The sequence below is a fragment of the Mycobacterium gordonae genome, from assembly GCF_017086405.1.
Taxonomy (GTDB): Bacteria; Actinomycetota; Actinomycetes; order Mycobacteriales; family Mycobacteriaceae; genus Mycobacterium; species Mycobacterium gordonae_D.
The window spans coordinates 839,167-858,290 of sequence record NZ_CP070973.1; the positions used below are offsets into that span (position 1 = coordinate 839,167).

16 protein-coding genes and 2 pseudogenes are annotated in these 19,124 nt (G+C 66.6%); 8 read left to right on the forward strand and 10 right to left on the reverse strand.

Annotated elements, in window-relative coordinates; genetic code table 11:
* Positions 1–57: 57 nt before the first annotated feature.
* The 4 genes and pseudogenes from JX552_RS03520 to JX552_RS03535 all read right to left on the reverse strand — a co-directional run.
* Positions 58–661: pseudogene (locus JX552_RS03520) on the reverse strand (LysR substrate-binding domain-containing protein); the annotation flags it as partial.
* Positions 662–923: 262 nt separating this feature from the next.
* Positions 924–2,783: an Hsp70 family protein gene (locus JX552_RS03525; RefSeq protein WP_205876111.1), complete on the reverse strand. Its 1,860-nt coding sequence runs from the start codon at positions 2,781–2,783 to the stop codon at positions 924–926.
* Between the two features lie 83 nt (positions 2,784–2,866).
* Positions 2,867–3,445, reverse strand: a complete 579-nt coding sequence (locus JX552_RS03530) for an oligopeptide transporter substrate-binding protein (protein WP_205876113.1) — start codon at positions 3,443–3,445, stop codon at positions 2,867–2,869.
* An 86-nt stretch (positions 3,446–3,531) separates the two neighbouring features.
* Complete coding sequence (locus tag JX552_RS03535) at positions 3,532–4,335, reverse strand: hypothetical protein (protein WP_241010866.1); 804 nt, start codon at positions 4,333–4,335, stop codon at positions 3,532–3,534.
* Positions 4,336–4,396: 61 nt separating this feature from the next.
* Here JX552_RS03535 and JX552_RS03540 point away from each other — a divergent pair, with 61 nt between their 5' ends.
* Complete coding sequence (locus tag JX552_RS03540; protein WP_205876116.1) at positions 4,397–5,155, forward strand: alpha/beta hydrolase; 759 nt, start codon at positions 4,397–4,399, stop codon at positions 5,153–5,155.
* 8 nt (positions 5,156–5,163) lie between these two features.
* Here the strand turns inward: JX552_RS03540 and JX552_RS03545 are convergent, their stop codons facing one another.
* Both JX552_RS03545 and JX552_RS03550 read right to left on the reverse strand, forming a co-directional pair.
* On the reverse strand, positions 5,164–5,730 hold the full coding sequence (locus tag JX552_RS03545; protein WP_205876117.1) for a hypothetical protein: 567 nt from the start codon (positions 5,728–5,730) through the stop codon (positions 5,164–5,166).
* 104 nt (positions 5,731–5,834) lie between these two features.
* Positions 5,835–7,253, reverse strand: a complete 1,419-nt coding sequence (locus JX552_RS03550; RefSeq protein WP_205876119.1) for an amino acid permease — start codon at positions 7,251–7,253, stop codon at positions 5,835–5,837.
* A gap of 47 nt (positions 7,254–7,300) precedes the next feature.
* Here JX552_RS03550 and JX552_RS03555 point away from each other — a divergent pair, with 47 nt between their 5' ends.
* Positions 7,301–7,504 (forward strand): hypothetical protein, encoded by a 204-nt coding sequence (locus JX552_RS03555; RefSeq protein ID WP_205876121.1) that lies wholly within the window; start codon positions 7,301–7,303, stop codon positions 7,502–7,504.
* A gap of 3 nt (positions 7,505–7,507) precedes the next feature.
* Positions 7,508–8,533, forward strand: coding sequence for a DUF4185 domain-containing protein (locus JX552_RS03560; protein ID WP_205876123.1), 1,026 nt, complete (start codon positions 7,508–7,510; stop codon positions 8,531–8,533).
* Here the strand turns inward: JX552_RS03560 and JX552_RS03565 are convergent.
* Together JX552_RS03565 and JX552_RS03570 are read right to left on the reverse strand one after the other, a co-directional pair.
* Positions 8,511–9,176, reverse strand: coding sequence for an enoyl-CoA hydratase-related protein (locus tag JX552_RS03565; RefSeq protein WP_205876126.1), 666 nt, complete (start codon positions 9,174–9,176; stop codon positions 8,511–8,513). The genes JX552_RS03560 and JX552_RS03565 overlap by 23 nt on opposite strands.
* Positions 9,173–9,808: a TetR/AcrR family transcriptional regulator gene (locus JX552_RS03570; protein WP_205876127.1), complete on the reverse strand. Its 636-nt coding sequence runs from the start codon at positions 9,806–9,808 to the stop codon at positions 9,173–9,175. The genes JX552_RS03565 and JX552_RS03570 overlap by 4 nt, the downstream gene beginning before the upstream one ends.
* Positions 9,809–9,913: 105 nt before the next feature.
* Here JX552_RS03570 and ngg point away from each other — a divergent pair, with 105 nt between their 5' ends.
* A complete protein-coding gene (gene ngg / locus JX552_RS03575; RefSeq protein WP_205876129.1) occupies positions 9,914–11,716 on the forward strand; it encodes an N-acetylglutaminylglutamine synthetase in 1,803 nt (600 codons plus the stop codon).
* On the opposite strand, the gene JX552_RS03580 is transcribed toward ngg, so the two are convergent.
* A complete protein-coding gene (locus tag JX552_RS03580; RefSeq protein WP_241010868.1) occupies positions 11,713–12,438 on the reverse strand; it encodes a YoaK family protein in 726 nt (241 codons plus the stop codon). The two genes, ngg and JX552_RS03580, sit on opposite strands and share 4 nt — an antisense overlap.
* A gap of 263 nt (positions 12,439–12,701) precedes the next feature.
* Here JX552_RS03580 and dnaK point away from each other — a divergent pair, with 263 nt between their 5' ends.
* The 4 genes from dnaK to JX552_RS03600 are packed head-to-tail and all read left to right on the forward strand — an operon-like array spanning position 12,702 to position 16,825.
* Entirely contained in the window at positions 12,702–14,570 is a 1,869-nt protein-coding gene (gene dnaK / locus JX552_RS03585) for a molecular chaperone DnaK (protein WP_205876133.1), read from the forward strand.
* Positions 14,567–15,217 carry a nucleotide exchange factor GrpE gene (grpE, locus tag JX552_RS03590; RefSeq protein ID WP_205876135.1) on the forward strand — a complete coding sequence of 217 codons (651 nt, stop codon included), beginning with the start codon at positions 14,567–14,569 and terminating at the stop codon, positions 15,215–15,217. Before dnaK ends, grpE begins: the two co-directional genes overlap by 4 nt.
* Positions 15,218–15,266: 49 nt before the next feature.
* Positions 15,267–16,436 carry a molecular chaperone DnaJ gene (dnaJ, locus tag JX552_RS03595; RefSeq protein WP_205876138.1) on the forward strand — a complete coding sequence of 390 codons (1,170 nt, stop codon included), beginning with the start codon at positions 15,267–15,269 and terminating at the stop codon, positions 16,434–16,436.
* Positions 16,436–16,825 carry a heat shock protein transcriptional repressor HspR gene (locus JX552_RS03600; RefSeq protein WP_205876139.1) on the forward strand — a complete coding sequence of 130 codons (390 nt, stop codon included), beginning with the start codon at positions 16,436–16,438 and terminating at the stop codon, positions 16,823–16,825. The genes dnaJ and JX552_RS03600 overlap by 1 nt, the downstream gene beginning before the upstream one ends.
* A gap of 804 nt (positions 16,826–17,629) precedes the next feature.
* Here the strand turns inward: JX552_RS03600 and JX552_RS33920 are convergent.
* Positions 17,630–18,373: pseudogene (locus JX552_RS33920) on the reverse strand (hypothetical protein); the annotation flags it as partial.
* Between the last annotated feature and the right edge of the window lie 751 nt (positions 18,374–19,124).

Sequence of the window (19,124 nt, forward strand, 5' to 3'; positions counted from 1 at the left end):
CGAGTGCTTCAAAGAGAACGCCGCCTGCAGGACGTGGGCGATCTATCCCACCACCATTTACGGCCCCAACTGCCTACCGGCACACGCGATCACGTGGTTCAACAGGTCTCTTATCGCAACAGGCGGCGTGCGTCCGCCGACCCAGATGGCTCGAAGCTTACGTCGCAGATCCAGCCCCGGGACCGTGATGGCGCGTAGTCGACCCGAATCCAGGTCTTCGGCCACCACCAGTTGGCTCATGACCGACGGTCCGGCACCGGCGAGAACCGCGGCACGCATTGCCTCGTGCGATCCTAAAGCCGAGTGCGGGCGGCCCTAGCTCGACGTCGTCGCCAAGCACCTTGCGTAGGGCGGTGGCGATCGTGCAGGAATGCCGTGAGAGAGCTTCACGGGCCACCCGGGGTGTTTGAGCGAATTCGAGAGCGCGTACCGCTTGTGACCGTCGAGCCCACTTGTGAGCCGGCGCCACGACGACCACCAACTCGTCGAACCCCACCACGCAACTGCTTAAACCTTCTGGCGCGCCGAGATTTTCGACCAATCCGACGTCAGCGGTCCCGTCGCGAGCGATGGCGATCGCCTTCCAGCTATTGGCAGCGGTCAGCATCACTTGGGGCGCACTGCCGCCGCGTCGGCTAGCTGCCTGCAGGGCTAGCATCCACTCGCTGGCTCGACTGCGGCTCAAGATTCTCGGTCCAGTCCCGATGGACGTCCTGACGACGAAGCGGGTCGTGCCGGACGAAGGTAGCCAGCAGATCGCTGTCGGTCACTGACCTGCCGTGGCCACGTACGACTTCCGGATCCCTGGGCAACCCCGCGAGGATCGGGTGAGAAATCGTCGGGCAGCATGAAGGATGCGATAACGGTCAATGTGACTGCTGTGCAATCGAGATGGCCGGACTCGCAGCCGTTCTGGGTCTCGATCAGCCGCCGGGCGCGGGTGCCGGGGCCGGAGCGGGTGCCGGGGCCGGGGCGGGCGCGGGAGCCGGAGCGGGCGCGGGAGCCGGCGCCGCGCTGGTGGGCGCCGCGGTGGGCGTCACCGGCGCTGCCGTCGTGGTCGGCGGCTTCTGGGTGGTGGTCGGCGGCGCCTGCGTGGTCGTCTGCGCGGTGGTGGTCGGTTGGGTCGTCGTTGGCTGGGTGCTCGTGGTCGTGGGCTGCGTGGTCGTCGTGGTCGTTGTCGTCGAGGTGGTCGTCGACGTCGTCGACGTGGTGCTCGGCGGGTTGGTGGTGGTGGTCGACGGCGTGGTGGTCACGGTGACGGGCGGCGGGGTGACGACCGTCTCGGTTGGGCTGTTGTCCGGTCCCGTCACCACGGTAGTGAATGGCGGCGGTTGGGAGGTGGTGACCACCGGCTTGGCATTGGTCGGTCGCAGGGTCAGGGCCAGCACCACTGCGAGGATGATGGCCGCGGCCGCGCCGGCCAGGCTGAGCAGGATAGCCGGGCGCCGGTACCACGGCGGGACCTCCGGCTCGCCCGCGAAACGGTCCTGTCTGGTGTCGGGGGCCGGTGGGCCGGGCGGCGGCTCAACCGGGGCCGTGTAGTCGGCAGGTCCGGTGTAGGGGACCGGCTCCATGCCGGTGCCGCTGTCTTCGGACCATGCCAGTGCGCGGTCGGTCTCCTGGCGGGCACCCTCGGGGAACGCTTCGGTGTCCACCGGTGGTGCCGTCGGCGATGCCAATGTCTCGGGACCGGCGGCCGCGCCGATCATGCTGGTCGGCAGGCCGACGGCCGGGCCGATGCCGGTCGCCGCGCCCGCCGAGGCCAACTGTTCGTCGCCGAGCGTGGCCGCGCCGATCGCGGCGGCGAACAGGGGCTGCGCCGTGGTGAAGACGGGCACCTGCAGGCGGTCGGAAATCCGGCTGGTGATCAGCGGGATGCTGGCTCCGCCGCCGACGATCGCGACGCCGGAAAGGTGTCCGATTCCGTTGCGCTGCAGCACTTCTCCGACAAAGGCAATGAACCGGTCGAGCGGTGGGGCGATGAGTTGTTCGAACTCGCTGCGGGTCAACCGCACGTCCCCGCCGCCGGTGCCGGTCGCGACGCTGGCCACCGTAGCCGCGGAAAGCTGTTCCTTGGCGGCCCGGCAGCCGCCCAGCATCCGCGTCATCGAACCCATGGACGTCGCGGTGTTGGATACGTTGCCGCTGTCGACGCTGGGGGAGACGGTCAGCAGATGGTTCAGGATCAGCTGGTCCAGGTCGTCGCCGGAGAACTCGCTGTAGCGGACCGTGCTGCCGATCTGCTGGAGGTCGGATCCGGCATCGGCCAGCGTGACGCTGGTGCCGCCGGCGCCGAAGTCGCACACTGCGACGGCGCCCTGCCGGGGGAAACCGGGCCGGGCTCGGACCGCGGTCAGGGCCGCGGTGGCGTCGGAGACCAGGGTGGGCGTGCCGCCGTGTGCGGTCAGGTCGGGTTGGGCGAACAACTCCTGGCGCAGGGCGGCGACCTGGCTCTCTGACCAATACGCCGGGACGGCGACCGTGATCGGTCTGCCGTAGCCGACCGTGCGCGCCATCGCTTCCAGGGCCTCGATGGTCAACGCCTGTCCGAGGTACTTCGTACCGTCGGGGGCCACCAACGGCGCCGGATCGCCGACCCGCTCCACGAACCCGCGCAGTACCAGGCCGGGTTCGGTCAGATTCGGGTTCTCCTCGGGCAGTCCGACCTCGGATGGACGGCTCTCGAACAACGTCACGACCGGTGTGCGGGAGACCGGGACGCTACCGGAGCGGGCAGCCACCAGGTTGGCCACTCCGATCGACAACCCGAGCGGCTCGCTCATATTCACACCCTTCGTCATCCCTTGTTTCGCTGCGGTCGGGGGCCGTTCCCCACCCTAGCCGTCGGGGTGTGGTCGGGATCTTCTCACAGTCCCGGCGACAGATTGATGACGGTGGGGATCGCGGGCAGCGTGATCTGTGACGGCAGCCCGGGAATTGCTCCTGATCCCGGCGAATTGGCGGGCGTGGTGGTCGGCGACGCGGTTGTCGTGGTCGGCGCCGTCGTCGTGGTGCTGGGCTCGGTGGTGGTGGTGGTGGTGGTCGTGGTGGTCGTGGTGGTCGTGGTCGTGGTCGTGGGGGCAGTGGTGGTCGTCGTGGTCGTGGTGGTGCCTGGCGTCGTGGTGGTCGTGGTCGCCGGCGCCACCGTGGTCACGGTGGTGGTGACGGTAGCCGGGCTTGGTCGGCCCTGGGCGAGCAGCACGATCCCGTAGATGATCAGCGCGATCAAGACCGCGATCAGCACGCCCCATCCCACCAGGGCGAGCGGCTTGCGCCAACCGGGCGTGGGCTCGGGTTCCGGCTCGGGCGGGTATCCGCCGCCGGTCGGTTGGCCGTATCCGCTGCCGGTCGGCTGGCCGTATCCGCCCCCGCCGGGCCCGTAGCCGTAGTTGCCGTAGGCGGTCGGGTCGTTGGCGCCGTATTCGGGCGGGTCGTACCTCGTCACGGGCGCCGACTGTATTCGCTACGCCCAGCCGGGCAGCCCGGCGCACGCCGCCCGTGACCGATCAGCAATCAAATGTTGACCAAGTTCTAACGGGGCAGGTTGGGCAGGGTGATGGTGGGACCGCCCGGAACCGTGATGGTGCCTGGTAGCTGTGGCAGATGCGGACGACGGGTCGGCTGCTGCGTCGGCGCGGTGCCCGGCGGCTGACTGCGTGGCGGATTGGCCGGCGGAGCCACTGTCGGGGTGGTGGTCGGTTCCGTGGTCGTTTCGGTGGTGGTGGTGGTGGTCGTCGTCGGCTCACTGGTCGTCGTGGTGGTCGTCGTCGACGTGGTGCCGGGGGCCGGTCCGGTGCTCTTGTCGCCGCCGAGCAACTGCGTGACGCCGTAGGCGATCAGAGCGAGCAGGATCAGCACGAGGATCGCCCAACCGATGAGTGTCACCGGCTTGCGGTACCACGGCAGCGCCCCCTCGTCGGGATCCTCGGCAGCCAGCTGGTCGTACTGCACCGGCGCTGCACCTTCCACCGTCGGCTGGTACTGCAGAGGCGGGCCGTGCTCCACGGTGGGCTGATTCTGCAGCGGGGTGCCGCCGGGCGGCGGCGGGCCTTCTACGGTGGGCTGATGCTGCGGACCCGGAGGCGGGCCCTGGGGAGGTCGGCCGTATGGCGGAGGCCCGCCGGGAGGCGGGCCCTGGGGAGGCCGACCGGGCGGCGGGCCCTGGGGCGGCCCACCGGGCGGCGGGCCCTGCGGCGGCTGTCCGCCGTAGCCGCCGTACTGGGTGGGCTGGTTGTTGAAGTCGTCAGGTGGGCCGTAACGTGCCACGGTTCCGATGTTATAGGTCCCGTCGTAGTACGACGGGCGGCGGGCGAGGATGCGATGAATGTGCCGCACCGGTCGGGTCTGTACGTGTGACGCTGATTTCGCAGCAGTCTGCAGAGAGGACGCCGCCGTAATGCAGTCGAACGACTCAAGCCCACCGATTCTGTTCATACACGGGGCATTCGGGCGCCCGTCCCTCCTCGAGCCGTGGACCGACTTCTTCGGTCAGGCCGGTTTCGACTGCGTCGCACCGGCATTGCCAGGACGCGATCCCTCTGATGACGAGGCGTTGCACCGCTGCGGCATCGGTGCGTTTTTTGACTCGGTACTTCGCGTCTACGACGCGCTTGCCGCACCACCGGTCATCATCGGTCACAGCATGGGTGGGTTACTCGCCCAGAAGCTCGCGGCGGCCCGCGACCCGCGCGCCGTCGTGCTCCTGGCTTCGGTTCCGCCCGGAATCCTCTGGCCGCAACTGAAACCACTCCCGCACCTGGCGCCACTGATGCCCTCCATCCTGGCGGGACGGCCGATCCTGCCGTCGCCCCGAACCATGCGCGAAGTCCCCCTGTGCACGCTGCCGTCCGCCGAACAGGATGCACTGATCCCGCTGCTGGTTCGCGATTCTGGGAAGGTGTACCGCGAGATGCTGATCGGTGCGCCCGTCACCCGGGTGAATGCTTCGGACGTCACGTGTCCGGTGCTCTGTGTCAGCGCGGGCGAAGACCGAAACGTCACGTCCCGGGCGTCGCGGCAGATTGCGCGCCGCTACGGCGCCGAACACTTCGTGCATCCCGCACTGCCGCATTGGATCATCGCGGAGTCAGCGTTGCACGAGGTGGCGCCGCCGGTGCTTGCCTGGATATCCCAGGCACTCACCCTCGGTGCCTGACGGTCCACTCAGAAGGTGTCGACCTTGTCGACGCTGACGAACATGCCGTGGCCAGTGCCGTTGTTGGAGAAGCGGGTGCCGTCCTTGGTGGCGACGATGGTCCAGCCCTGCGCCTGGTACGTCTTGTAATCGATCGTGACAGTGGGAATGGCGCCGAGGTTGCCGAGCACCCACTGCACATCGCCGGCGGAGGTGATGTGGACGCCGTTCGCGTGCTCGCCGTCTTTGAGTGGCGAGTTGGTGAACGGTGCCTCGCAGCCCACGCTTTCCTTATTGATTTGGCAGCGCGTCGTGCCCGACTTGGTTTCGATGAAGACGTAGCCGTTCTGGTCGGGATTCAGGGTGACCGTGCCCGGCGCCCCGGTCGTTGACGGCGGCCCCGGGGGAGGTAGCGCGATGGGCGTCGTCGGCGCCGCCGGCGCAGAGGCACTGGGTCTGGGCGTCGGGAAGGAAGGTTCGGCCGGTCCGCGGCCGCCGGGGCTGGCCACCGGCCGGCCGTCGACGGTGGTGGTGCATCCGGCAACGAGCACGGCGACGGCGAGTGACACCCACCCAGCCTTTGGCAAAAACCGCAACGCACTACTCCCCGGAACTGTCTGATATCAGGAAGTCAGATTACGCACGGTGACAGCCAAGTCATCGCAGTGACGCGCGCCTAAAGGACGTCGTTGGCAAAGCGTTACCCGGCGTCGGCGGCTTCGGCCGCGGCGTCATGTACCCGACCCCGCACCACGAACCAGCCTCCGACGAGCGCCGGGATACCGAACGCCATGGCAGCCAGCATCCAGCGGCCGTACACCTTGTCGAACATCATCAACACCAGCACACCCGCAAGGAAGGCCAGCGTGATCCACCCGGTGTAGGGCGACAGCGGCATCCGGAACTTCGGGCGCTCCGTCTCCCCGGCCCTGGCCAGGTGGTGGAACCGCAACTGGCACGCGACGATCGTCGCCCAGGCCACGATGACGCCGGTCGCCGCGATATGCAGCACGATCTCGAAGGCGTGTTTCGGGGTGACGGCATTGAGCCCGATGCCGAACAGTCCGATCCCCGCGGTGAGCAGAATGCCACCGAAGGGCACGCCGTTCTTGGACATCGGCGCGGTGAATTTCGGGCCGCTGCCGTTGATCGCCATCGACCGCAGGATCCGGCCGGTGGAATATAGTCCCGCATTTAGGCTCGACAGCGCAGCCGTGAGCACCACCAGGTTCATCACGTCGTCGCCCCAGGAGATGCCGAGCTTGTTGAAGAACGTCACGAACGGGCTCTCGCCGTCCTTGTAGGCGGTATAGGGCAGCAACAGAGCCAGCAGCACCGTCGACCCGATGTAGAAGACCGCGATCCGGAACACCACCGAGTTGATCGCCCGCGGCATGACCTTCTCGGGTTCCGCGGTTTCCCCCGCCGCGATGCCGACGAGTTCGATTGCCGCGTAAGCGAACACGACCCCTGACGTGACGAGCAGCAGGGACAGAGGACCGGTCGGCAGCAGACCGCCGTGACTGCTCAGCAGCGACCACCCGGTGTCGTGTCCGTCCACCTTGAATCGTCCCGCCAGGAAGACAGTGCCGACGATCAGGAACGTCACCAGCGCTAGCACCTTGACCAGGGCGGCCCAGAACTCCAGCTCCCCGAACAGTTTGACCGAGATCAGGTTCATCGACACCACGACGATCAGCGCGACGAGCGCCAGGGTCCACTGGGGGACGACTTGGAACGCCTTCCAGTAGCGGCAGTACTGCGCGATCGCGGTGGTGTCCACGATCCCGGTCATGGCCCAGTTCAGGAAGTACATCCAGCCGGCGGCGAAAGCCACCTTCTCGCCGAAGAATTCGCGGGCGTAGGACACGAACGAGCCCGACGACGGGCGGTACAGCACCAGCTCGCCGAGCGCGCGGAGGATCAGAAAGACGAAGACGCCGCAAATGCCGAAGACGATGAACAAACCCGGCCCGGCCGACGCGAGTCGGCCACCGGCACCGAGGAACAGCCCGGTCCCGATGGCGCCGCCGAGGGCGATCATCTGTATCTGTCGGTTCTTGAGCGCCTTGTGGTAACCCGCGTCTTCGCGGTCCAACGCGCGCGCGGGCGCTGCCATCGCGTCAGGCTATCCCACGCTCGCGTGGTCGGCAGTTCACAGGCCCCGTGGTGGCCGCCGACATCGAGGTCGCCGGTCGGGGGATCGTCGCCGCATGCATCCCAAATGGTCTGGGCATCGGGTTTCTGAGCTGGACCATCCTTGACGGCATCGACGACGATGGCCTGGTGAGTGTTCCGGGCACCGCGGCGACGCGCCCGACCAGCGCGGCGGTGCGCCCGCCGCTGCCGCAGATCGAGGCGCGGGCGTAGGCGATGCGCCAGGGCACGGTGCGCAATCTCGGTCCGATCGCCGGGACCGGCGCACGCGTTGGCGTGCCCGGGATCGGCGCGGTCGATCTCGGGGAGGTCGTGGCGCTGCCCGACGGCTCTTATGTGGCGGTGTTCGGAGACTCGTTCGGCGGTGACAGGGTGGGCACCCAACCGCACTACCCGTCGGTGGCGGTGCCAGTGACGTTCGACGCGGCCGGCCGCCCGCACTTCGGTGCGCCGCTGACCGGGCCGAGGGGTAGCCGCAACCCGCTCTTCATCCCGCCGCGGCAGGCGCGCGGCACAAACACGCTGCCGGCGGGCAGCATCCTGGTCGGCAACCGGACCTACATGCTGGTGGTGGGCACCAGGGACCTGCGCACCGAGGGCGGTTCATGGCTGGTGGAAGTCACCGATCGTCCGGCCAGAGGCTGGAAACCGATCAGCGGGTCCTGGCGGCCCGGCGACTATGCCGACGGCGGGCAGTCGCAGATCAGCGGCTACCGAGCAGCTGATGGTTATGTCTATATCGTCGCCGATGCTTTCGACCGCAGCCAGGCCGTGACCCTGTACCGGGCGGACCCCGGCACAGTCACCGACCGCAACTCGTGGGAACCGTATCTGTGCCACGGCAATTCAGACTGGGGAACCTACGGGCAGGCCCCAATTATCCTCAGCGCCAACAATTTCGGTGAGCTCAGCTTCCGGGAGGTCGACGGGAATGCCGTCCTGGCGGGCTTCAACGTCCGAAGTGGTCCCGACGGGGCAGTGGAGGTATGGGTCGCGGCCGACCCTACCGAAATCTTCCGTCAGGCCCCTCCGACGGTGCTCATGCAGCAGAGCGACCCGAACGGCCCGAACTTCGTGGCGCAGAACTACGGTGGCTACATTCTGCCCGGATCCACTCTGCGGCGGATGAAAGTCTTCGCCAGTCAATGGAATACGCAAACGGACGGGCGCGGGATACCGATCGGCGCGCCCTACAACACCCAACTGGTGATCGCCGACGTCAGTCGTCGGCAAGTGTCCTGAGCAGTTGCGCCGCGTTGCCGAACATAGTCTGTTTGATCGCGCCCAGAGTGCCGCGGTCTTTACTGCCCAGCGGGCGAAGCAATTCCACGGCGGCCGAAGTCACCGCCCCTTCGTTGGCGGTGGCGTCGACGATCCCGAGATCGGCGGCGTCGGCGCCGCCGAAGCGGCGCGCCGTGGTCATGGAAGCGACGGCTGCCTGCGGCGTGAGCTTGGCCTGGATCAGCGCGGCCATGCCGGGCGTGAACGGGATGTTGATGTCCGCCTCGGGAAAGCAGAAGAACCCACGGTCGGCGCGCATCACCCGAAAGTCGTGCGCGACGGCCAGCATCGCACCTGCACCGAACGCATGGCCCACGATCGCGGCCGCGCTGGGCATGGGCAAGGTGAGGACCCGTGCCAGCAGATCCTGGACTCGGCTCACGTACCACTGGGTCTGGTCGCCATGTGCACCGAGCCAGTCCAGATCCAGCCCGTTGGTGTAGAACTTGCCACCCGCTGTGGTGACCAGCGCATGCGCGCCGCTGGCCTCGATGTCGTCGAGATGGGCGTTGAAGTCATCGAGATACTCTGGCGAGAAACGGTTTTCGTCGTCACCGAGGTCGAGGACGGCGATCTTCTCGTCGTAGCGCAGGCTGACGGTCATGGGTCTTTCCTTTCGGGCTGAGGAACGGGGGGCTCGGTTTGTAGGACGGCGCGCACCGCGGCGCGCAGCTGTGCGCGCGCTGTAGGACTGTGTAAGCGGTTCCGTCGCAGCAGGATCGCGGTCGGCAGTTCGACGATGCAGATCGTGATGGTGTCCACCGCGGCGGCGTCTTTGCGGTCCCAGACGCCACCGGCCAGCCGGATCATCAGGTTGATCAGCTGCGCCTCGAGATCCCTTATCTCAGTGGCGATGTCGTCAGCCAGCTCGGAACCGAGCACCTCTTCGCGCGGTATGGTGAGCAGCAGCCGGCACGAGTTCGGATATCGCTCAGCGAAGGCGGCCGGTGCGTCTGCGGCGGCCGCGACGGCCTCGACGCCGCTATCTGGTCCCGCCGCCGCGAGGGCCGCCTCGACCTGGGCGTGCTGCGCGAGTAGAAAGCGGCGTCCCGCGCGGGTCCAGGCCCGCGCCAGCAGCCCGGCCCGCGACCCGAACGTGTGATACAGCGCCCCGTTCGAGACGCCGACGGCTGAGCTGATCGCGCGGATGGTCACCGCGGCCGGCCCCGACGAAACAGCCACCGACTCCACGGCGTCCAGCACGTTGTCCGGGTCGTGCAAGCGGGGACGGGGCATGGCTACGACCATAACAGAGCATATGCTCTATTATTTGGATTGGGTGATTCGGTGCCACCGGGTCGGCGGATCATTTCGGGAAAAAACGGGTAACCAACGCCGACCATGGAACCCGTCGGAGAGTCGATCACGCTCAACCTCCACAGCGGCTCGCAGCCGGACCTGGTCGAGTCGATGGTGCAGCATGTCGAACTCGAATTAGGTTGGGGTCGAATCGTTTTCGGTCAAACGTTCGCCGATACCAGCACGCTCGTGGAAGCGCTGCGGCAAGAAGCGCCGGGGCGGCGCGACATATGCATCTACGCGCGCGAAGCTCACATCGTGGTGGCCCAAGCCCCCACCGAGCTGTTCATCGACCCCAGCCACACCTATCGTCTGCGCCTGACCGAGCCCGTAAACTCGGCCCAGCCACTACAGGGCGTCACGGTTCGTCCGCTGAGTTCCCGCGCCGAAGCCGATGACATGAACCGGATTTTCGTGCGGTGCGGCATGGTTCCCGCGCCGGTCGACACGATCTGGCACAACCACCTGCACGAGGATGCGGTGACCTACCTGGTTGCCGTGCGCCACGACGACGGTGCGGTGATAGGCGCCGTCACGGGTGTGGACCACGAGGTGCTCTTCTCGGACCCGGAGCGGGGCGCCAGCCTATGGACACTTGCCGTCGATCCGGCCGCCGCCCTACCGGGTATCGGGGAAGCGCTGGCTCGCGCCATGGCGGAACAGTTTCGCCGGGATGGACGGGCTTACGTCGACCTGTCGGTCGGCTATGACAACGACGCGGCCATCGCCCTATATGAGAAGCTGGGCTTTCGCCGCGTCCCGGTGCTGGTGATCAAGCGAAAGAACACCATCAACGAGCCGTTGTTCACCTCGCCGCCGGAGACCGTTGACGACCTCAACCCCTACGCGCGGATCATTGCCGAGGAGGCTCTTCGCCGCGGAATTCGAGTCGAGGTTCTGGACGCGGAAACGGGCGAGATGCGCCTTTCCCATGGCGGCCGCACCGTCGTCACCCGCGAGTCGCTGTCGGAGTACACCTCGGCAATCGCGATGTGCCGTTGCGACGACAAGCGTTTGACCCGGCGTCTGGTCAAGGAGGCCGGCATCGTGGTTCCGCAGGCGCGGCTGGCCACTTTTGACGAGGACGACTACGCGTTTCTCGACGAGATACACGAGGCAGTGGTCAAGCCGTGCCGAGGCGAGCAGGGCAAAGGCATCACGGTGGGAGTGACTGCCGACGACGGTCCCGAGGAACTCGCTGCGGCGTTGGCGCGGGCCAGGGAGCAGCACCCCGAAGTGCTGATCGAGAAGCGGGCGCAGGGGGATGACCTGCGGTTGGTGGTGATCGACGGCCGGGTGGTGGCCGCCGCGGTGCGGGTGCCGCCGGAGGTCATCGGCACCGGTGAGCGCACGGTGCGCGAGTTGATCGAGGCCGAAAGTCGGCGCCGTTCCGCTGCCACCGACGGTGAGTCCCAAATTCCTCTGGATGACCTCGCGCGCGAGACGGTCGCCCGGGAAGGCTGGCAGCTCGATGATGTGCTGCCGGAAGGAACCGTGCTACGTGTTCGTGCCACGGCCAATCTCCATCAGGGCGGAAAGTTGCATGACGTCACCGGCCGCGTCAGCCAAGAACTGTGTCGGATAGCGATCGAGGCGGCCGAGGTCATCGGTATCCCGGTGGCCGGCATCGACCTTCTCGTCCCCGACGTCACCGCCGCCGACTACACCTTCATCGAGGCCAATGAGCGGCCCGGTTTGGCGAACCATGAACCGCAACCCACGGTGGCGGCGTTCGTCGACTTTTTGTTTCCCGGCCAACCCCGGCCGCCGCTGCCGTGGACGCCGGTGGAATCGCGTGCAGAGGCCCGTGGAAAGGCTGGTGGAAAGGCCCGTGGAAAGGCCTAGGTGGTTGCCGCCTCGGCGACCTCAACAGCTGCCTTGAGGCGACGCCGTCGGCTGCGCACTATGCCGACGGCGGCCAGCACCAGACAGACCAGCGCCGGAACTATCAGGGCGTGACCGCCGATGCGGGCGCCGGCCATCAACCCGGCCACCGCGCCGGTGAGAAACAGCAACAGCGTCGCCGACAGGATCGCGGCCTTCCACTTGTCGATGCCCTCTTGGCGGCTGCGACCCAGCATCAACCCGAGGTCGGTGACGGTGCCGGTGAAATGGGTGGTGCGGACGGCCATTCCGCGAAAGCTCGAGGTCAGCCCGTTCTGCAGGCCGAGGGCAGATGCGGCCAGCAGTGCCTGCACCGCGGTCTCCTCGATACCGGAGCCCAGGATCAAGGATTTGATGTCAGATTCCTCGATGCCGGCGGCGGCAAGCAGAAGCAAGATTGCCTGAACGGCCAGCACTGCGGCGTGGCGGTTGGCGATGGGAACGCGCTTGGACGCGAGCAGGGCCCCGGCGATGGCCGCTCCGATGAGAAACCCCGCCAGGATCGCCACCAGGACGTGACTTTCGTAGCGCCAGGGATGGGCCCGATCCATCCCGATCTGGGTGGTGATGCCGGTCAGATTCCCGACCGGCACGGCCATGATCAGGATGGCCACCGCGTTCACCCACCCGGCGTTCATCGCCAGGAGTGAGCTGTACGCGAGCATGCGGCTTTGCGCGGACATGATTGATCGCTTCCCCCAAAGCAAACTCTTCGCCGAAGTCTAACAATCAGGTCACAACGCGAATCGACGCTTCTTGCGGCTTTCATAAAGAACGCAGGCCCCCCGGGAACAAAGTCCGCGGCAGTGCCGTTAAGATGATCGACAAGTTGAGCGAACAAGGCTCAAGTCTGGGTTGACAGCAGAGCGTCGGCCGGAGCAGGCTTGAGCGGGGTTCACTCAGCATAGTGCAACACAGAAGCTCTACACATTCAGGAGGAATCACTATGGCTCGTGCGGTCGGCATCGACCTCGGGACCACCAACTCCGTCGTCTCGGTTCTGGAGGGTGGCGACCCCGTCGTCGTCGCTAACTCCGAGGGCTCGAGGACGACTCCTTCCGTCGTCGCGTTCGCGCGCAACGGCGAAGTGCTGGTTGGCCAGCCCGCCAAGAACCAGGCGGTCACCAACGTTGACCGCACCATTCGGTCGGTCAAGCGGCACATGGGCACGGACTGGTCCGTGGACATCGATGACAAGAAATATTCGGCGCCGGAAATCAGCGCCCGGGTGTTGCAGAAGCTGAAGCGCGACGCGGAGGCGTACCTCGGTGAGGACATTGCCGACGCGGTGATCACCGTGCCCGCTTACTTCAACGACGCCCAGCGTCAGGCGACCAAAGACGCCGGTCAGATCGCCGGCCTGAACGTGCTGCGCATCGTCAACGAGCCGACCGCGGCCGCCCTGGCCTACGGCCTGGACAAGGGCGAGAAGGAACAGACCATTCTGGTCTTCGACCTCGGCGGTGGCACCTTCGACGTCTCGCTGCTCGAGATCGGTGAAGGCGTGGTCGAGGTGCGTGCCACCAGCGGTGACAACCACCTCGGTGGCGACGACTGGGACCAGCGCGTCGTCGACTGGCTGGTGGAGAAGTTCAAGGGCACCAGCGGCATCGACTTGACCAAGGACAAGATGGCCATGCAGCGGCTTCGGGAAGCCGCCGAGAAGGCCAAGATCGAGCTTTCCAGCTCGCAGAGTACCTCGATCAACCTGCCCTACATCACCGTCGACGCGGACAAGAACCCGTTGTTCCTCGACGAACAGCTGACTCGCGCCGAGTTCCAGCGCATCACCCAAGACCTGCTGGACCGTACCCGCAAGCCGTTCCAGTCGGTGATCGCCGACGCCGGCATCTCGGTGGGCGACATCGACCACGTGGTGCTCGTCGGCGGTTCGACCCGCATGCCTGCGGTGACCGAGTTGGTCAAGGAGATGACCGGCGGCAAGGAGCCCAACAAGGGCGTCAACCCGGACGAGGTCGTCGCCGTGGGCGCCGCGCTGCAGGCCGGGGTCCTCAAGGGTGAGGTGAAAGATGTTCTGCTGCTTGACGTTACGCCGCTGAGCCTGGGTATCGAGACCAAGGGCGGCGTGATGACCAAGCTGATCGAACGCAACACCACGATCCCGACCAAGCGGTCGGAGACCTTCACCACGGCCGATGACAACCAGCCGTCGGTGCAGATCCAGGTCTATCAGGGTGAGCGCGAGATCGCTTCGGCCAACAAGCTGCTCGGCAGCTTCGAGCTGACCGGTATCGCTCCGGCTCCGCGCGGAGTCCCCCAGATCGAGGTCACCTTCGACATCGACGCCAACGGCATCGTGCACGTCACGGCCAAGGACAAGGGCACCGGCAAGGAGAACACGATCCGCATCCAGGAGGGCTCCGGCATCTCCAAGGAAGAGATCGACCGGATGATCAAGGAGGCCGAGGCGCACGCGGACGAGGACCGCAAACGTCGCGAGGAGGCCGACGTCCGCAACCAGGCCGAGACGCTGGTCTACCAGACGGAGAAGTTCGTCAAGGAACAGCGCGAGGCCGAAGGCGGATCGAAGGTCCCCGAGGACACCTTGAGCAAGGTGGAAGCCGCGGTGGCCGAGGCCAAGACGGCTCTGGGCGGCGACGACATCAGCGCGATCAAGTCGGCGATGGAGAAGCTGGGCCAGGAGTCTCAGGCGCTCGGACAGGCGATCTACGAGGCCGCCCAGGCCGAGGGCGCGGCCGCCGGTGGTGGTCAGCCCGGTGGCGGGTTTGAGCAGGGCGGCTCGGACGACGTCGTGGACGCGGAGGTGGTCGACGACGACCGGGAGTCCAAGTGACGGACGAACACTCACAGGAACCGGTAACGGTCACCGACAAACGGCGGATCGATCCCGAGACTGGTGAAGTGCGGCAGGCTTCTCCCGGCGCTCCGGCGCCGGGAGAGGCCGCCCCGGCCGGTTCGCCGGACGCCAGTTCGTCTGCCAAGGTGGCGGAGCTGACCGCCGACCTGCAACGGGTGCAGGCGGACTTCGCCAACTACCGCAAGCGGGCGATGCGCGACCAGCAGGCCGCGGCCGATCGGGCCAGGGCTGCAGTGGTCGGCGAACTGCTGCATGCGGTCGACGACATCGAGCGGGCGCGCAAGCACGGTGACTTGGAATCCGGTCCGCTCAAGGCCGTGGCCGACAAGCTGATGAACGTGTTGACCGGTTTGGGGCTCAAGCCATTCGGTGAAGAAGGCGAGGACTTCGACCCCGTGCTGCACGAGGCCGTGCAACACGAGGGTGGCGGCGGTCCTGACTCCAAACCAGTGATCGGCACCGTGATGCGACAGGGCTATCAGCTCGGTGAGCACGTGCTGCGTAACGCATTGGTGGCGGTCGTCGACACCGTGGGCGACCAGGCCGCCGGGCAGGCGGGGGCCGACGGAGCCGAAAACGGGCCGGCCGACACGAGCGATAACGCCGACGGCACCGGTGATTAAGGCACAGAATCAAAGGAATCAACGAGGAAAGGTAAGGAGGTGACGCGGTATGGCTCAGCGTGAATGGGTCGAGAAAGACTTCTACAAAGAGCTCGGCGTCCCCTCCGATGCCGACGCCAAGCAGATCAAGACCGCGTACCGCAAGCTGGCGTCCGATCTGCATCCGGACAAGAACCCCGCCGGAGCCGAACGGTTCAAGGCTGTCTCTGAGGCGTACAGCGTCTTGTCTGACGAAGCGAAGCGCAAAGAGTACGACGAAACCCGCCGGCTGTTCGCCGGCGGCGGCTTTGGTGGCCGTCGGTTCGATGCGGGTAACTTCGGCGGCTTCGGCGGAGGTGGTGATGGCGCCGAGTTCAACCTGAACGACTTGTTCGACGCCGCCGGCCGGTCCGGCGGCGCCAACATCGGCGATCTGTTCGGCGGGCTGTTCGGACGCGGCGGGACCGCCCGGCCCAGCCGGCCGCGGCGCGGCAACGACCTGGAGACCGAGACGGAACTGGATTTCGTCGAGGCCGCCAAGGGCGTCGCGATGCCGCTGCGGCTAACCAGCCCGGCGCCGTGCACCAACTGCCACGGCAGCGGTGCGCGGCCGGGCACCAGTCCGAAGGTGTGTCCCAACTGCAATGGTTCCGGCGTGATCAGCCGCAACCAGGGCGCGTTCGGGTTCTCCGAGCCGTGCACCGAATGTCGGGGCAGCGGCTCGATCATCGAGCACCCGTGCGAGGAGTGCGGCGGCAACGGCGCCACCACCCGCACCCGCACGATCAACGTGCGGATCCCACCGGGCGTCGAGGACGGCCAGCGGATTCGGCTGGCCGGACAGGGTGAGGCGGGCTTGCGCGGGGCGCCGTCGGGCGATCTGTACGTGACCGTCCATGTGCGCCCGGACAAGGTGTTCGGCCGTGACGGCGACGACCTCACCGTGACCGTACCGGTCAGCTTCACCGAATTGGCTTTGGGCTCAACACTTTCGGTGCCGACGTTGGACGGTAAGGTGGGCGTCCGGGTGCCGAAGGGCACGGCCGACGGTCGCATCCTGCGGGTGCGCGGCCGAGGTGTGCCCAAGCGCAGCGGCGGAAGCGGAGACCTGCTCGTCACCGTCAAGGTGGCGGTCCCGCCGAACCTGGAGGGCACTGCTCAGGAAGCGCTGGAAGCCTACGCGGCGGCCGAGCGGTCCAGTGGTTTCGACCCACGGGCAGGATGGGCGGGTAATCGCTGATGGCTTCCGGATCCAAGAAGAACGAGTCATCTCGGACCTTCCTGATCTCGGTGGCGGCCGAGCTGGCCGGTATGCATGCGCAGACCTTGCGCACCTACGACCGGCTCGGCCTGGTCAGCCCGCAGCGCACCGCCGGTGGTGGGCGCCGTTATTCCGAGCACGACGTCAACCTGCTGCGTGAGGTGCAGCGTCTCTCGCAGGACGAGGGCGTCAACCTTGCCGGCATCAAGCGCATCATCGAGCTGACCAATCAGGTGGAGGCGCTGCAGTCGCGGCTCACGGAGATGGCCGAGGAGTTGGCCGTGTTGCGCGCCAACCAGCGCCGCGAGGTCGCCGTTGTGCCCAAAAGCACCGCGCTGGTCGTCTGGCAGCCGCGCTCGCGCCGGTGAGTGCAGCCCGCGAGTCGCGGGCGAACGAACGGCGCCATCGACTCAAGCCGGTGAGTGCAGCCCGCGAGTCGCGGGCGAACGACGCAAGCCGGTGAGTTACGGCGTCGGGCTCTCCCCGAGGATGCCGGCCAGCTCCTTACCCACGTTGCCTAGCCCGGAGACGAAGGCCTGCGTCATCAGGTCGAGCACGCTGGTGTTGTAGAAGCCCGACAGGAAGTTGCCCAGGTTCGCCCAACCGGACTCCAGGGTGCCGAAGTTCTGGAAGCCCGACAGGTCGGGGCCGCCGGCGTTGAGCCAGCCGGATACCTGGCTGAAGGCGTTGCCGACACCCGAGACGGCGCCGTTGGCGGCGTTGAAGAAGCCCGAGGCGCCACCGGCACCGGCGTTGAAGAAGCCCGATGAGGGCACCGGACCGGAGTTGAAGAAGCCCGGGGCCTGCTGCCAGCCGAAGTCGAAGGTGAACGGCCCGACGGTGCCGTTGCCGGCCATGTTGATGGGGTTGGAGAAGTTGAAAATAATCGGCGTTTCGGGGTTCAGCACGCTCGCGTCGACGGTGAACGGGCCGAGGTTCTGCGTGGTGATGGGAATCGGCGGGAGCGTGGCGCGGAGCACACAGCCGACGAACGGGATGTAGATGACGCAGATCGAGACAACCAGGCTGATCGGTATCTCGAACTGGGCGATGGTGAACAGGTCCTGGGTGACGGCGTTGATGGTTCCGGTGACCGGAATCTCGATGTCGCCCGCGATGCTGTAGTCCCAGGGGATCGGTGGAATGGTGGTTTCGTAACGGAACCCGCCGAGACCTTGGAAGTCGCCGCGCCAGAAGAAGCCGTTGTTGTAGTCGCCGCCGTTGTAGCCGCCGGTGTTGAAGTCGCCGTAGTTGCCGATGCCGGTGTTGGAGTTTCCGGTGTTGATCCACCCGGTGTTGTAGTCGCCCGGGTTGAAGCCGCCGGTGTTGTAGTTACCCGAGTTGAAGCTGCCGGTGTTGACGTTGCCGGAGTTGCCAATGCCGGTGTTGAAGTTGCCAGAGTTGCCGAAGCCGGTGTTGACCAGGCCGGTGTTGAAGAAGCCGGAGTTGACCTGGCCGCTGTTGCCGATCCCGGTGTTGAAGCTCCCGGAGTTGCCGATGCCCCAGTTACCCTCGCCGGAGTTGAAGAACCCAACGTTGTTGGTGCCGGAGTTGAACAGGCCGACGTTGCCGCTGCCGGAGTTGAAGCCGCCGAATCCGACTTGGGCATTGCCGGAGAGCCCGATGCCGATGTTTCCGTCGCCGGTGTTGCCGAAGCCGATGTTGTTCGTTCCGGTGTTGCCGAAGCCGATGTTGAGGGTGCCGGTGTTGCCCAATCCGAAGTTCTGGACTGCCGGTGCCGATCCCAAGCCGGAGTTGCCGAAGCCGACGTTCCCGAAACCGATGTTGCCGGGGCCGAAGTTCTGGTCGCCGATGTTGCCCCAGCCGACGTTGAGGTTGCCGATGTTGCCGCCGCCAAGGTTGAAGGTGCCGATGTTGGCATTGCCCAGGTTGAAGGCGCCCAGGTTGGCGTTGCCCAGGTTGAAGAAGCCGTTGTTGGCCACCCCGAGGCTGAAGCTGGTTTGGGACGTGCCGTCCCGGAACAAGCCTGCCAGGTCGACGCCGAAGTTCTGGCCACCCGAGATGTTCGCCGGGACTCCGCCGCCGGTGTTGAGCCAACCCGACAGGGTGCTGCCGAGGTTGGAGAAGCCCGACTGCATCGAACCGAAGTTCTGCAGACCGGAATTTCCGATGGCAGAGGTGGCGACGTTGTAGATGCCGGAGTTGTTGCCGAAGTTCAGCAAACCCGATGCGCTGCCGGAACCCCAGTTCAGGAAGCCCGAGGAGAACCCGGTGGTGGCGTTAAGGATGCCCGGGGTGGGCTTCATGTCGATGAGCGGGATATGGACAGGCCCGCCGCCGGCCAGTCCCAGAATGTGGATGACCGTCGGATTGTTGGGGTCGGGGTTGCCGATGTGGATGTCGATCGCGGGCTGCGTGCCGAAGTTGATCGTAATGGGTGTGTTCGACGGTGCTGAGGCGTCGCCACCGTGGATGGTGATCGGACCGAACGGCGCGATAACGGTTCCAGCGAGCAAGGCCAGGTCGAGGGTGCCGCGGGCGTCGAACCTTGGGATGGTGAAGGCGGGGACGGCGACGTTGGTGATGGTGCCTGTGATGGGGATGTGGATCGGGACGTCGACGGTGAGCAAGGCGTTGACCCGCTCGACGACGATGGTGTAGTTCGCCGACATCAGGCCCTGCATGTCGTCGCGCCAGAAGAAGCCG